We start from the raw sequence: 15,992 nt of genomic DNA, 5'->3' as shown, positions 1-15,992 counted from the left end.
AACTGATGCAAAAGTAATGAAAAAACACTTTGTATGAAACTAGTTTACAAGATGCTTTTAAAAGCACTAAAAACACTTCAAAAGTAAAATTGAATATAAAAATTTGACTATGCTATTAATTACTTTTATATTTACCCTTTAAGCACAATTATTTTGAAAGATATTGATAATAATACAACCGCATACATTCAAGAATTAGAAGATAAAATTGTTGATCTTAGTTTAAATTTAAAAAGCTGTAACAACAAATTAACAACTTTTAAAAAAGACAATTATCAACGCACTAGAACCCTTGTTCACAACCTAAAAAATCCGATTGGAGTTGCATATTCTTTTGCTGAAATGATTGCCGATTCTAGTGAAAATATTTCAAAAGAAAAATTAGACAAATACATTGATGTTATTAAAAAATCGACGAGTTTTTCTATAGAATTACTAAGCTCCTTGTCTGTTATTAATAGCCTCAATGCGCCTGACTTTACAATTAACTTACAAAAAACAAATTATTGTAACTTTTTAAATGGCATTGTTGCTAAATTTAACCAAGATAAAATTTCTAAAAACCGCATAACAACCAATTTTCCTAATGGAGAAATAAATTTACGCATTGATACGCATAAAATTGAAATAGCCATTAAAAACCTACTTAGCAATGCTTTAAGATTTTCAAAAAACAATACAAAAATTAACATCACTGTTGTTGAAAATGAAAATACAATTGAAACTACAATTACAGACCAAGGCATTGGAATTGCAGAAGATAATTTAGCCAATTTATTTGACGAATTTTACACAATTAACACTTACTGTGAATACAACAATAAATGTGTAGGGTTAGGATTAACTATTGTTAAACAAATTGTTAATTACCATCATGGAGAAATAACCGTAAAAAGCGCTTTAGAAAATGGATCTAGTTTTGTAATTTCTATTCCAAAAAGCTAAATATACAACCTCTATTTTTGCATTTATCAAATTAAAAACTGCAAATATTGGCCTACCATAAATAGTAAATATTGCTTATCTTTATACGCTATTTAACCCCTTAACAAGTTGTAATGAAAGAAATCGAAAATTCAAAATCTAGTTTTTATGATTCTGAACAAACCAATCAACAAGTAAATAACAAAAAATACTTCGAATTTTTTGAACATGCACCTGTTGCTTTGTATATCGAAGATTTTTCAAAATTAAAAGCATTTGTTGAAGAAAAAGCCAAAGAAAACAACCTTGATTTAAATACCTACTTAATTAACAATGCTCAAATTGTTAAACAACTTCACTACCTGGTAATTATAAAAGAGGTAAATGAAACTGCCGTAAAATTATACAAAGCAAAAAATAAAAGTGAATTATTAGACAATATAGAAAAAGTATTTACACCTGCTTCTTCTGAAGGTTTTTACAAGTTGGTATTTGATATTTTATCGGGTAAAACAGAAACAGCTGTAGAAACTATTAATAAAACGCTAGAAGGTGATGAAATACAAATTTTAATAAAGTACAAACTTCAAGACGACAACGATCAAGCATTAAAAAATGTAATTGTTTCTATTGAAGACATTACCCAAAGAGTTAAAATTAACAACGCATTAACGCTCAGTGAAAAGCGCTACAAAGAATCTCAAGAATTGGCCAAAATAGCAAGCTGGTTTTACGATTTTAACACCAAACAATTATCTTGGTCTGATGAAGTTTATAAAATACTTGATTTACCCAAAGATAGTGTCGAACTAAATTTAGCATTGTATTTATCATCTATTTATAAAGATGACCTTGAAATTGTTAATGATTTTTCGTTCGAAAATTTGTTAAAAAACCCCATACAAAATTTAAATTATAGAATTGTAACCAAAAATGGCGAAATAAAATATTTGTATGAAAAAAGAAGCGTTACTGTAAAAAATGGAAAAATAGAACGAATTGTAGGTATTTGCCAAGATATTACTGAGCGAATACTCTCTGGTCAAAGTTTAACCGTTACCAAACAATTATTATCAAATACGCTATCTAATATTCAAGATGGGTTTGTAATATTAGATGAAAATTCTAACTACCTATATATTAACAATGTTGCTGCGGATTTATTGGGTAAAAGTATTGAAGACCTTTTAGGTAAAAATATTTGGAAAGAATTTCCTGAAAATGAAGGTGATGAATTTTACGACAACTATCAATGGGCTTTCCAAACCAGAAAACCCATTAGTTTTGAAAACTATTTTGCGCCTTGGAACAGGTGGTTTGAAAACAGAATTATTCCATCAAACAACACTATGTTGATATTTTTTCATGAAACAACTGAAAAAAAAGAATCTGAACATCAAATAAAAGCTGCCTATAATATTATTAATAAAAGTTCTTCAGTAGCTATTTTATGCGAAAACAAGTGGGATTTTCCAGTAATTTTTGCTTCTGAAAATACCGAAAAATTATTTGGTTACACAAGTAGTGAATTGCTATCAAACCAAGTTAAAATATTTGAGCTTATTTATCCAAAAGACTTAGAACATGTAAGAGCTGAGTTTTTTACGCAATTAAAAAGTGAAACCGAAATAGAATCCAAACCAAAAGCATTTAGAATTGTTACTAAAAATAATGAAATTAAATGGATTGAAGCCCGTACTGAAACTATACGAAATAGAAACAACATAATAACACACATTCAAGGTATTCTTGAGGATATTACAGAACGAAAAAAAGCAGAAGATCTTATTTTTAAAAGTAACCAACGCCTACAAGATCAATTTAACAATACACCTTTAGCATCAATTATTTGGGATTTAGATTTTAGAGTTACCGATTGGAATAATTCTGCACAACGTATATTTGGATTTACACCTGAAGAAGCCATAGGAAAAAAAGGCTCGGAATTAATTGTAAAACCAGATCAAACTGATGATCTTAAAACAGTATGGGAAAACCTATTAAATCAAACAGGTGGTTTTAGAAACAAAAACGAAAATATTACTAAAAATGGCAATGTAATAATTTGCGACTGGTACAATGTAACCTTAAAAGATCTTGATGGAAATGTAATTGGTGTTGCTTCACTTGCTGATGATATTACAGATAAAAACACTTCAAAAATACTACTCGAAAAATCTGAAAAAAAATACCGTGATATTTTTGAAAAATCATTTGATGCCGTTTTAATTTTAAAAGACAATTTAATAGTAGATTGTAATGAATCTACTTTAAAAATGTTTGGTCATACAAACAAAGAATCACTTTTAAAAATACATCCTTCTATCATTTCGCCTAAAACACAACCCGATGGAAGTGATTCTGCTTTAAAAGCTGAAAAAATGATTCAAATTGCTGTAGATGAAGGAAGTAATAGATTTAGATGGTATCATCAAACTAAAAATGAGACAATTTTCCCAGCTGAAGTTACACTTACTAAAATTGAAGAAGAAGACCACATTACCACAATTCATGCCGTTGTAAAAGACATTTCAGCAAGGGTAAAAAAAGAACAAATTGAAACCATTTTATACAACATATCAAAAGCCGCTTTAAGCATTGAAGATTTTAATGAATTTGGCTATTTTGTTAAAGATGAATTGCATAAAATTATTGATACCAATAACTTTTTTATTGCCTTATACAATGAAGAAAAAGACAACTATTACACGCCTGTTTTAGTTGACGAAATGGAAAGTGGTGATGAATTTCCTGCAGAAGGAACACTCACAAACTATGTAGTTAAAAATAAAAAATCATTATTATTTAATAAAGAAATTCACGACCAATTAATCCAAAAAGGAGAAGTAAAATTAGTAGGCGTTGATTCTAAAATTTGGGTGGGTGTACCATTAATTTCAAAAAATAAAGTGTTTGGAGCCATTGTTGTTCAAAGTTATACCAATGAAAATGCATATACTGAAGAAGATGTACAATTATTAGAATTTGTTGCTGATCAAATTAGCAGTGCTATTTTGCGTAAAAACACCGACTTTGAACTAAAAAAAGCTTTAAGTAAAGCCCAAGAATCAGACCGCCTAAAATCTGCTTTCTTGGCCAATATGAGTCACGAAATAAGAACACCTATGAACGGTATTATTGGGTTCTCCGAATTGTTTTTAGACAAAGACTTATCATACAACGAACGTAAAGAATACGCTAAAATAGTAATTGATAGCAGCAAACAACTACTTTCTATTGTAAATGATATTTTAGACATTTCAAAAATTGAAGCAGGTGTTGTGCAATTAAATTACGAAACTGTTGATTTAAACGCATTACTAAATAATTTAAACGCTTTTTATATGCCAATCGCATCAGAAAAAAAGCTAGAATTAATTTGTAATAAAGGATTAAAAAATCAAGAATGCTCTATTAAAATAGATAAAACAAAATTAAATCAAATACTTACAAACTTATTATCTAACGCTTTTAAGTTTACAGATAATGGAAGTATACAATTTGGATATGAACTTGTAGATACCATGCTTCGTTTTTACGTAAAAGATACAGGTGTTGGTATTGACGAAAAATTGCATCATAAAATATTTGACAGATTTGTACAAGCCGATGTTGATTTTGAAAAACAAAATAAAGGTACGGGGCTAGGATTGGCTATTTCAAAGAAATTTATCGAATTATTTGGTGGTGATATTTGGCTAACCTCAAACTCTAACGGAACTACTGTGTCTTTTACAATTCCTTACGTAAAAGTAGCGCCCCAAGTAATTACATCGGTAGTTGAAAAAACTAAACACACAAAAGTGGAAAACAAAACAATTACAATTTTAGTTGCTGAAGATGAAATTTACAACTTAATGTATATCAACGAATTATTTTCAAAAACATCTTACAAAATTGTTGAAGCAAATAATGGTAAAGAAGCGGTAGATATTGCTTTAAACAATAATGATATTGATTTGATTTTAATGGACATTAAAATGCCAATAATGAATGGGAAAGATGCTATGAAAGAAATTAAAAAAGTAAAACCTCATTTACCTATCATAGCACTTTCAGCTTTTGCTATGGAATCAGACAAAGAAAGTGCCTTGTCTCATGGGTTTGACTCATACCTTTCAAAACCAATTGATAAAAATGTATTATTTGAAAAAATTGAAAAATTTTCGAAATAGTTCGTAAAATCTAAATTAGAACGCAACATTTGCTATGACTCAACAAGTAAAACATACTTTAAATCCAGATAATTGGGTAAAATTACACGCAGATTTTCTGTTTAATTACACTATAAGCAGAATAAGCGATAGAGATCTTGCTAAAGATTTGGTACAAGATACTTTTTTTGCAGGCCTAAAAGCAATGGATAATTTTCAAGGATTGGCAAGTGAACGCACTTGGTTAATTTCAATTTTAAAAAGAAAAATTATTGACCATTATCGCAAAATAAATTCTGCCAAAGGAAAGGCTGAAATAAAAATGAATTTTTATACTGAAGGTGATAAAGAAGGCGAATGGATTGAAGAAAGGGTACCCGCTAACTGGAACAATGAAACCGATAAAAATATTGAAAATAGCGAACTAAATATTGTTTTAGAAAAATGCATCAATAACCTTCCTGAAAAATATGCTATAGTGTTTAGAATGAAAACCATTTTAGAAATTGAAACTGAAGATATTTGTAAGGAACTGGAAATTACATCGTCCAATTTATGGGTGATAATTCATAGAGCTAGAACACAGCTAAGAAAATGTATGGAAGATAATTGGTTTAAAAATTAAATAAGTTTAGTATGAAATTAAGCTGCGACAAAGCAACAACATTATGCGACAAAAGCCAATACGGTGAGATATCTTTATGGGAAAAAATTCAATTAAATATACATCTTTTTATATGTAAAAATTGTGGTTTATACTCAAAACAAAACAGTGTATTGACCAAATGTTATAAAAAACAACAAGCTTTTGAAAAACAAAAAAGTTGTTGTTTAAATAACAATGAAAAAGACGCTATGGAAGCCAATTTAAAAGCACAGAAATAAAAATATTTTACAAAAAATGAATTTTTTACCAGAAGCTATAGATCAATATGCTGTTGATCATTCTCAACAAGAACCTCAACTATTACAACAATTAAATAAAGAAACCTGGCAAAAAGTATTGAATCCACGAATGTTAAGTGGTGCTTTTCAAGGTAGAATTTTAGCAATGATTTCTAAATTAATTCAACCTTTAACTATTTTAGAAATAGGCACTTACACAGGGTACTCTGCACTTTGTTTGGCTGAAGGTATTCAAAAAGATGGTACTTTATATACCATTGATAAAAATGAAGAATTAGAAGCTTTTTCAAAAGTATATTTTGACAAATCTAACTACAAAAATCAAATTAAACCTATAATAGGCAATGCTTTGGAAATTATCCCAACCATTGAAGCCAAATTTGACCTGGTTTTTATTGATGCAGATAAAACTAACTACACCAATTATTTTAATTTAATAATTGATAAAATGAATAAAAACGGTGTGATTTTATCAGACAATGTTTTATGGAGTGGAAAAGTAGTTGAAGCGTTAGATCCAAAAGATGCAGATACTAAAGCATTGTTAGAATATAATAAACTACTAAACAACGACCCAAGAATTGAAACTGTGTTACTTCCTATTAGAGATGGCTTAACAATTAGTAGGGTGATTTAAATGCTATTGGACTTCAAATTAATTATAATGGTTTCGGCTACGCTCAACAATCAGCCAAGTTATTAAAGTTGTTGACTAATTGGTCTCAACTTTAGACTTTAGACTTTTTGACTTAAAACTCCCTTCCTATATCTCTTTCAACTCATTTTGTGGTATCCACCCCACTTTACCGTCGGCGATTTTAATTTTTTTCCAGTCGTCCAATTCATCTAAAATAAGCACTTTGGTTCCTTCGTGTAATTCAAAAGCATCGTCACTATTGTTAGTAGGTGCATTTTTAATTTCAGCCTTGGTTGCAAAAATAATAGCAGTTCTATCTTTTTGAACGGTATCGTAATTATCATAGGCAAAATACACGGTTACCAACAGTATAAAAACCATTAAAATAGTGGTATTAAAGTACAATAATTTTAGTTTTGAAGAACCAGAAAAATAGTACAACAAAAACAACAAAGAAGCTAAAAATGAGGTAATTACAGCTATCAATGCCCAAGTATCAAATGAGAATTTTTGAATTACATTTTCAGAAAAACGCTGTAAAAACGTTTTTGGCAAATCTTCAATAACATCCAAAGTCATACGTTTGGCAAAAACCAAATTATGTTGCGCATCTTCATTTGTAGGATCAACCTTTAAAGCCTTTTCATAATAATAAATAGCAGGTGCTACTTTGTTTAATTTGTAGTAGCAATTTGCTAAATTATAATACAAATCGGTAGAAACATACCCTTTTTCCTCAATAGCCAAATAAACGCCCAAGGCTCTATTATAATCTTCAACCTTGTAAAATGTATTTGCCTCTTGAAATAGCTTTTCTGGGGTTTCAGCATGGCTTACAAAACCCAAAAACATCAATAGTATAGTAACAAATTTTTTCATCTTATAAATATTTGTCTACTTTGGTTATTACTTCTTTTGCTTTTTCATACTCCTGCTTCATCATTACATTTGTGGTTGGTGTATAACGCGCAAAATCACAATCTTTTAAAACAGCTATAAACTCATTTATTGTTGCTGCATCAACACCTTTTTTCTCTAACATTTCAGCTATTTTTTCTTTTGAAATATCAGATGTTTCAACAAACAATTTTGCTTTTAAAAAATTGTGTAATGCTTTTTCCAAAGCCACATAAAATGCCTCGTGATTGCCCAATTGCTTTTTAGCTGCAAACAAATATTTTCTTGCCAATCTATCAGCCAGTCTAATTTTATTTCCAAAAATATCGCCTGCTCTTTTAGCGCGTTTTTTACCAATAAATATCCCTATTGGAATGGCTAAAAATGGCAGTAATAACAGTAAATAAAACTGAGTAGTATGTAAAAATTCTTTTTTCTGTTTGGTATGAAACTCGGTTCTTAAAGCTATAAACCTAAAATTATTATCGTTTGCAACCACTTGCTGCTTAACAACACTTGTATCGGTAGTATTTCCTGCTGAAGGCAATTCTTTTCCTTCTAAAACATCAACAATAATTGGTTCAATAGTAATTGTTTTATACTTTTCTTCGGAAGGATTAAAATATGAAAAACTAACTGCTGGAATTTTATATTTTCCTTTGTACTGCGGCACAATTGTATAAGTATCTGAAACACTTCCTCTTAAACCACTTAAACTTGTTGCAACATCTTCTTTATGCTCTGGCGTATAAACCTCTAACTCTGCTGGTGTTACAATTTTAGGTATATCAAAAAGTTTTAAGTTTCCACTTCCCGAAACTTTTACATCAATTTGAGCTGCATCATTTGCTTTTAACTCGTTTTTATTAGCTGCTACTGTAAAATCAAAATCACCAACTGCGCCGGTAAAATCAGCAGGTTTCCCAACTTCAGGAAGCGCTTTTACATTTACATCTTTGGTTGGAGATTCGGCTGAATAACTAATATTTCGGGTAATCATGTTCCCAAAGAAATCTCCGTTTCCAGTTGGAATTCCAACCGAAAAATTCATTTTCATAGGTTCAATAGTTAGCTTTCCATCTCTCTGCGGAATTAAGACGGCTTTTTTAAGTACAATATATCTGTAATCTTCGCCATTGTATTTTCCTTTTTTAACTTCAATTTCTCTAACTTCAATATCCTGATTCCAAAAACCATTGTATTGAGGAGATTCACTTACACGCCAATCGTTTACACTAATATTTTCACTAACAAATAACTTGTAAACAACATAAATTCCTTCACCAACATAAGGTGATAAATTTGAAACCTCAGCTACTAAATGAATATTTTGCTGCGCTATATATTCAGGGTTATTAGGGTCTTTTGGTACCTCAACCTCTTTTGTAACGGTGATTTTAACTGGATTTGAACTTATTATTTTGCCTTCATATTCAATTTTTGCAGAACCAATAGTGTACTCGCCTTCTCTAGTAGGTTCTACAATATAAATATAGGCTTGAGAAAAGCTAGATTTTCCGTTTATCCACGACTGGTTTATAGATGAACTTGGACCTGCAACGACTCTAAAATTTTCAAACGAAGGTGGTTCAAAATTGTCTGCACCTTGTTTATTTACAGCAAATTCGACTCTAAAACGCTGATTTACACCTAATTTATTTTTACTCACAGATGCTTTAAACTCTATTTGAGCAAACAGTAATTGCGATGCAAATACTAAAATACCGAGTATGTAAAACTTCTTTAATCTCATAATTTTAATTACCAGTCTTTTTCTTGATTAATTTTTACGCCTTGTGTTTGTTGTTCGTTTAATTTTTGCTGTGTTTTATTTTCTTCGTTATTCATAGCCTCTAGTAATTGTTTCATTTGCTCTGGAGACAATTGATTAGGTCTAGGCTGTTGTTGCTGTTCTTCTTTATCTTTTTGATCTTGATTTTTTTGCTGATCACTTTTATCATCTTGCTTATCTTCATTCTTATCCTGATCATCTTTTTTATCTTCATTTTTGTCTTTATCACCACCATCTTTATCTTTCTGATCTTTGTTTTGATCGTCTTTATTGTCTTTGTTATCTTTATTATCCTTATCGTCTTTGTTATCTTGATTTTGTTGATCTTGTAATAACTTTTGAGCCAAGGCTAAATTATAACGTGTTTCATCGTCTTTAGAATTGTTACGCATCGAATTTTTATAGGCTGCAACTGCTTTATCGTATTGCTTTTCTTTCATAAAAGAATTACCCATATTGTGATACGCTTCTGCTTTGCTCATTTTATCTGAAGCCATTTTCTCAATTAATTCAAATTGCGCAACGGCTTCTTTATTTCTATCTTGCATATAAATTGCATTTCCTAAATTGTACGATGCTTTTGCATAATTAGGATTTTTAGACAATGCTTTTTTATATTCAACCTCAGCTTCAGCAAATTTTAACTGATTGTAAAATTCGTTTCCTGATCTTACATCTTCCCTAGCTTCACGATTCAATTTTTCCTGATCTTTTTCCTGAGAAAAAAGCAACAAGGTAAAACTTAAAAATAATATGATTAAACTATTTCTTTTCATTGAATAAATTTAATTTTTGAACCCATTTTGTTTTCTTTTCTAACAACAAAGTATCTATAATTAAAAACAACAAAGCAAAACCTATAAACCATTGAAACTGATCTTTATAATCTGAAAATTGTTTTGTTTCAAATTCGCTTTTTTCCGCTTTCAACAATAAATCGTTAACGGTATCAATGGCTTCCTGTGTTTTATTTCCGTTGATGTATTTTCCTTTACCTTCATCGGCAATATCTTGTAAAACCTGCTGATTCATTGTAGTAATTACAACTTCGCCCTGATTGTCTTTTTTATAACTAATTACTTTTCCGTTTTCTTTGATAGGAATAACGCCTCCTTTTTCTGTACCAACTCCAATGGTAAAAATTTTAATACCTTTTGAAACTGCATCTTTGGCCAATGTTTCTGGACTTTCGTTATGATCTTCGCCATCTGAAACAACAAATAAAAATCGGTTTGTTTGCTCTTGATCATCAAAATAAGTAATACCTCTATCAATGGCGCCACCAATTGCAGTTCCTTGACTTGAAACCATATCGGGATCTGCATTTTGTAAAAACATTTTTGCCGCAGCGTGGTCTGTTGTTATTGGCAATAACGGATAAGAGTTGCCTGCGTAAATTATAATTCCAACCCTGTCGCTACCCAAATTATCTATAATTTTAGTAATAATTTGCTTTGCTTTGTCTAACCTGCTTGGTGCAATATCCTCAGCCAACATACTTTTAGAAACGTCTAAAGCAAAAACAATATCTACACCTTCACGTTTGATAGTTTCTAATTTTGTGCCCATTTTTGGGTTTGTTAATGAAACTATTAAAAAAGCCAGTCCTAAACTAAGCACTGAGATTTTTAAAAATGATTTAAACGTAGATTTTTCTGGACTTAATCTGTTAATTAAATCACTGTCTGCAAATTGTTTTTGTGTTCGCTTTTTCCACCAAAGCACCAACAAAAACAGTACAAATATTACTGGAATAATTGCTAAGTAAATAAAATATGTTGGTTCTTCTATTTGATACATTTCCTTCTGTTTATAAGTTTAAAGGTTGAATGGTTTAATTGCTAATTTGTGCTTTTCGTAAAGCATTTAATTTCTTTAAATAAAACTTTTAAATATGGTATTTTTTAACAACACCTCAATTAAAATTAAAAATCCTGCTAAAATAACCAGCAGTCTGTATTTTTCTTCGTAATTGTAATATTTAAACTCTTCTATTTCTGTTTTTTCTAGCTTGTTAATTTCTTCGTAAATGGCCTTTAATTTGGTATTGTCAGTTGCTCTAAAATATTTTCCTTCGGTTTCATTGGCAATGTACTTTAACAAATCCTCATCAATTTCAACAGGTGCATTTCTAAATAACAATTCGCCCGTTCTAGGATCTTTTGCATAAGGTGATGGCGCATTACCATTGGTTCCTAAGCCAATTGTATAGACTTTTATACCCAAGCCAACAGCCAATTCGGTTGCTGTTTTTGGATCTACAAAACCGGTATTATTTACACCATCGGTTAATAAAATAATTACTTTACTTTTTGCTTTACTTCCTTTTAACCTGTTTACGGCCGATCCTAAGCCCATGCCAATAGCTGTACCACCATCTAATTCGCCCCATTTTATATCAGAAATGGTATTTCTAACAATGCGTTTATCGCTTGTAATGGGTGTTTTTGTAAAACTTTCTCCAGCGTAAACTACAATTCCTATTCTATCATTTGGACGCTGAGATATAAACTCACCTGCTACACTTTTTAGCGCTTCTAACCTATTTGGTTTTAAATCGCGAGACAACATACTTGCCGAAACATCTATTGCCATTACAATGTCAATACCTTTATTGGTTTTAGAATGCGAACTAACTTCAACAATTCTTGGTCTTGCCAAAGCAATTATCAACAACGTAAGTGCTGCCAGTCTTAAAACTGCTAATATTGGTTTTAACTTTGCAACTTTTGAAGGTTTTACTTTAAAACCAGTTGTGCTTGTAATGGTTAAGCTTGCAGTATCTCTATTGCGTACCAAAAAATACCAGATTACCAATGCCGGAATAATTGTTAAAAACCAAAAGAACTCCGGATTTAGAAACTCAAAATTATTCCACCTCATTTTCTTTCTCTTTTAAGGGTTCTTCAACTTTTACAGGTTTTAGACTTTGCAAAATGCGTTCGGCTAAATTTCTATGACCTTTAATTTCTTCAACAATAGGCGCTGATTTTGCAAATTTCACCAAATCGGCACTTTGTAACACTTCTTTTAATTGTTGAATTGTTTCTTTTGAAATACCCAATTTACTAGATGCATTAAAATCTTGTATGGTTTCAATCAACTCATTTGTTGTTGATTCCAAAGCTGGTATATTGATATCTTTTTCAATATACGTTCTTACAATATCTGTTAATTCCGAATAGTAAATTTTAATTTCGTTACGTTTTAACAACTCTTTTTCATCAAGTTCTTTTAAACGTTGTAATGCTTCTACAATTGGTGCCACATATACTTTTGGAGCTTCAATTTGTTTTTTCTTTCTGAAGACGAAATACAAAATAATGGCAATTAGCACAAAAATTGGAATCAACCACCAAAATAAATGCTTGTAATCGTCGAAGGTTTTTGGTTCTCTTTGTATGGCTTTAATCCCAAACATTTTTTGTTTGGTAGTATCTACTTTTACTGTAGCCACACTAACCATTAAAGAATCTGTTAGAAATTTTTTATTATTAATCAATACTGTTTGCTGCGGAATTACATAAACACCACTATCAAAACTGGTTAATAAATATTTTTTTTCTACATATTCTTTTAAAGTGTCTGTTGGAAGTGCTTCAACAACTTCAACCTTTTTTAAACTGTCTAATTGCAACGTAGGAAAAACAACATTTGCTTTTTCATTTACAATTATTTTAAATTGAATTTGTTCACCAATTCTAATAGAAGTGGTGTCTACCTGTATCGAAACCGGATTTTCTTGAGAAAACCCAACAAATCCAACTACAAAAAATATACAAACTATAAGTTTCTTCATTTTTAATTTCTTCACTGCATTCAAATTAAAAGCTATCGAGCGCCTTTACGTTTAAAATATCCTAATAATTTTTTCACATAACTTTCATCAATTCTAGAACTGATGGTTCCTGCACCACTGTGGCTAAAAGATTTTTCAAAATAATCTACCGATTTTAAATAATGCTCTGTATAGCCATTTCTTACACTTTTTGAAGCCGTATTAACCAACATTGTTTTTCCTGTTTCGGCATCTAGCATACTTACCATTCCTAAATTTGGAATAGAAACATCGTGCTTATCATACACTCTAATACCTGTAACATCGTGTTTTCTTCCAACAATTTTTAAGGTATGTTCGTAATGTGTATCCATAAAATCAGAAAGCACAAAAACAATGGCTTTCTTTTTCATAACCTGCGATAAAAACTTTAACGCCCCGTTGATGCTTGTTTTTGAACTTTTAGGATGAAATTCAATCAATTCTCTAATAATTCTAAGCACGTGGCTTTTTCCTTTTTTAGGCGGAATAAACAATTCTATTTCATCAGAAAAAAGTAACAATCCAACTTTATCATTATTTTGAATTGCCGAAAATGCCAATGTAGCAGCAATTTCAGTAATGGTATCGCGTTTAAATTGCTGGGTTGTACCAAACAACTCTGAGCCCGAAATATCAACCATTAACATCATGGTTAACTCGCGTTCTTCTTCAAAAACTTTTACATAAGGCTCGTTATAACGTGCGGTTACATTCCAGTCAATTGCTCTAACATCATCTCCATACTGGTATTGTCGCACTTCAGAAAAAGTCATACCACGTCCTTTAAACGAACTGTGGTATTCGCCTGAAAAGATGTGATCAGACAAACGGCGTGTCTTGATCTCAATTTTACGAACTTTTTTAAGTATTTCTTTAGTATCCATTTTCCTCTCTCCCAACCCTCTCTTCAAAGGAAAGAGGGCTTTTTATTTTAATTACATTATCTAATAATCTATCTTAAAATTTCCCCTTTGGGGAATTAAAAGGGTGTTATGGAACTTCTACTTGATTTACAATTTGGTTTATAATGTCTTCTGAAGTTACGTTTTCAGCTTCTGCTTCGTATGTAATTCCAATACGGTGACGCAATACATCGTGTACAACAGCACGAACATCTTCAGGAATTACATAACCTCTTCTTTTGATAAATGCATAACATTTAGCTGCCATTGCTAAATTGATACTACCACGAGGCGAAGATCCAAAACTAATTAAACCTTTTAAATCTGGTAGGTTGTATTTTTCTGGATAACGTGTTGCAAAAATAATATCTAAAATATATTTTTCAATTTTCTCGTCCATATAAACTTCTTTCGCTGCAGCTCTAGCTCTTAAAATTTGCTCTATTGAAGCCACTGCATTGACCTTACCAAAACTGCCATTTAAATTGGCACGCATAATTTGCTGTTCATCTTCTAATTTTGGATAATCAATAACCGTTTTTAACATAAAACGATCGACCTGTGCTTCAGGTAACGGATAAGTACCTTCTTGCTCAACAGGGTTTTGAGTTGCCATTACTAAAAATGGTTCGTCTAATTTAAATGTGGTATCACCAATTGTAATTTGACGCTCCTGCATAGCTTCTAACAAAGCAGATTGAACTTTTGCAGGTGCACGGTTAATCTCATCGGCCAATACAAAGTTTGCAAAAATTGGTCCTTTTTTTATGGTAAAATCGTTGTCTTTTACGCTGTAAATCATAGTACCTACAACATCGGCAGGTAATAAATCTGGTGTAAATTGAATTCGGCTAAACTTACCTTGTACTGCTTTTGCCAAAGTATTAATTGCCAATGTTTTTGCCAAACCAGGAACCCCTTCTAACAAAATATGACCATTTCCTAACAAACCAATTAGCAAACGCTCAACCATGTGCTTTTGACCAACAATCACTTTGTTCATTTCCATTACCAACAAATCAACAAATGCACTCTCTTTTTCTATTTTTTCATTAATAGCTCTAATGTCTACTGAACTGTTATTTTCAATCATTTTTCTTGTTTTTAAATCACTTGAATTAAATACGCTTTATTGTCACTGCAAATAGCAGAAATATTTTCTAAAATCTTGTTAAAAATTGGTTAAAAAATAAGGAAAAATTGGATGTTTAATATGATTTTAACAGCATTTCATCTCCATTAAAAACAGCATAGGTAAAATAGCGAATCCAATCGCCTGTGTTGATATATTTTGAAGTGTCTGACAATACAATTTCAAGTGGTAAATGACGGTGACCAAACACAAAATAATCGTATTTTTTTTGGGTTAATTTTTTCTTACAATAAAGTATCAACCACTCATTTTCTTCTCCTAAAAAAGTAACATCATCTTCACCTGAAATCAATTTATTTTTTACTGATAAATATTGAGCTAACCCAATTCCAATATCGGGATGTAACCATCTGTAAAGCCATTTAGAAATTGGGTTTGTAAACACCTTTTTCATGCGTTTATAACCTTTATCTCCTGGACCCAATCCATCTCCGTGACCAACCAAAAATGTTTTATTGTTGAAGGTAAACTCTTTTGGTTTGTTGTAAACCGGAATATTTAATTCTGTTTCAAAATAATCGCGCATCCACAAATCGTGATTACCAACAAAAAAATGGATTTGCACACCATTGTCTTTTAATTCGGCCAATTTACCCAAAACACGCACAAATCCTTTTGGGACTGCTTTTTTATATTCGAACCAAAAGTCGAATAAATCGCCTAATAAAAACAATACTTCTGCATCGTTTTTTATTTCATCTAGCCATTTTACAAACTTTTGTTCTCGAATTTTACTTTTTTCAAAAGTTGGTGCTCCAAAATGTTGGTCGGAGGCAAAGTATATTTTTTTTTGAACAATCAAAATAC

The 15,992-nt window shown here is 30.8% G+C and carries 14 protein-coding genes; 5 read left to right on the top strand and 9 right to left on the bottom strand.

The window, feature by feature from the left end; all coding sequences use genetic code 11:
- Positions 1 to 153 precede the first annotated feature (153 nt).
- From EC396_RS00550 to EC396_RS00530, 5 genes are all read left to right on the top strand, one after another.
- A complete protein-coding gene (locus EC396_RS00550) occupies positions 154 to 945 on the top strand; it encodes a sensor histidine kinase KdpD (RefSeq protein WP_129364745.1) in 792 nt (263 codons plus the stop codon).
- A 113-nt stretch (positions 946 to 1,058) separates the two neighbouring features.
- Positions 1,059 to 5,099, top strand: a complete 4,041-nt coding sequence (locus tag EC396_RS00545; protein WP_129364744.1) for a PAS domain S-box protein — start codon at positions 1,059 to 1,061, stop codon at positions 5,097 to 5,099.
- 34 nt (positions 5,100 to 5,133) lie between these two features.
- Positions 5,134 to 5,703 (top strand): sigma-70 family RNA polymerase sigma factor, encoded by a 570-nt coding sequence (locus EC396_RS00540; protein WP_129364743.1) that lies wholly within the window; start codon positions 5,134 to 5,136, stop codon positions 5,701 to 5,703.
- An 11-nt stretch (positions 5,704 to 5,714) separates the two neighbouring features.
- Positions 5,715 to 5,963, top strand: coding sequence for a hypothetical protein (locus EC396_RS00535; RefSeq protein ID WP_129364742.1), 249 nt, complete (start codon positions 5,715 to 5,717; stop codon positions 5,961 to 5,963).
- Positions 5,964 to 5,979: 16 nt separating this feature from the next.
- A complete protein-coding gene (locus EC396_RS00530) occupies positions 5,980 to 6,621 on the top strand; it encodes an O-methyltransferase (RefSeq protein WP_129364741.1) in 642 nt (213 codons plus the stop codon).
- Between the two features lie 126 nt (positions 6,622 to 6,747).
- On the opposite strand, the gene EC396_RS00525 is transcribed toward EC396_RS00530, so the two are convergent.
- The 9 genes from EC396_RS00525 to EC396_RS00485 form a co-directional block, all read right to left on the bottom strand.
- On the bottom strand, positions 6,748 to 7,500 hold the full coding sequence (locus tag EC396_RS00525; protein WP_129364740.1) for a tetratricopeptide repeat protein: 753 nt from the start codon (positions 7,498 to 7,500) through the stop codon (positions 6,748 to 6,750).
- Position 7,501: 1 nt separating this feature from the next.
- Entirely contained in the window at positions 7,502 to 9,271 is a 1,770-nt protein-coding gene (locus tag EC396_RS00520; protein ID WP_129364739.1) for a BatD family protein, read from the bottom strand.
- A gap of 8 nt (positions 9,272 to 9,279) precedes the next feature.
- Complete coding sequence (locus EC396_RS00515) at positions 9,280 to 10,086, bottom strand: tetratricopeptide repeat protein (protein WP_129364738.1); 807 nt, start codon at positions 10,084 to 10,086, stop codon at positions 9,280 to 9,282.
- On the bottom strand, positions 10,073 to 11,110 hold the full coding sequence (locus EC396_RS00510) for a VWA domain-containing protein (RefSeq protein ID WP_205757889.1): 1,038 nt from the start codon (positions 11,108 to 11,110) through the stop codon (positions 10,073 to 10,075). The genes EC396_RS00515 and EC396_RS00510 overlap by 14 nt, the downstream gene beginning before the upstream one ends.
- A 75-nt stretch (positions 11,111 to 11,185) precedes the next feature.
- Entirely contained in the window at positions 11,186 to 12,193 is a 1,008-nt protein-coding gene (locus EC396_RS00505; protein WP_129364737.1) for a VWA domain-containing protein, read from the bottom strand.
- The gene (locus EC396_RS00500; RefSeq protein ID WP_129364736.1) at positions 12,180 to 13,109 is read right to left on the bottom strand and encodes a hypothetical protein; all 930 of its coding nucleotides are present in this window, start codon (positions 13,107 to 13,109) and stop codon (positions 12,180 to 12,182) included. Before EC396_RS00500 ends, EC396_RS00505 begins: the two co-directional genes overlap by 14 nt.
- A 32-nt stretch (positions 13,110 to 13,141) precedes the next feature.
- Entirely contained in the window at positions 13,142 to 14,014 is an 873-nt protein-coding gene (locus tag EC396_RS00495) for a DUF58 domain-containing protein (protein ID WP_129364735.1), read from the bottom strand.
- 106 nt (positions 14,015 to 14,120) lie between these two features.
- Positions 14,121 to 15,125, bottom strand: coding sequence for a MoxR family ATPase (locus EC396_RS00490; protein ID WP_129364734.1), 1,005 nt, complete (start codon positions 15,123 to 15,125; stop codon positions 14,121 to 14,123).
- A 115-nt stretch (positions 15,126 to 15,240) separates the two neighbouring features.
- The gene (locus tag EC396_RS00485; protein ID WP_205757888.1) at positions 15,241 to 15,987 is read right to left on the bottom strand and encodes a UDP-2,3-diacylglucosamine diphosphatase; all 747 of its coding nucleotides are present in this window, start codon (positions 15,985 to 15,987) and stop codon (positions 15,241 to 15,243) included.
- Positions 15,988 to 15,992 lie beyond the last annotated feature (5 nt).

The organism is Lutibacter sp. HS1-25, from assembly GCF_004121075.1.
Taxonomy (GTDB): Bacteria; Bacteroidota; Bacteroidia; order Flavobacteriales; family Flavobacteriaceae; genus Lutibacter.
Note: the sequence above shows the minus strand (reverse complement) of the source record. Positions and strands in the feature narration are given on the sequence as shown.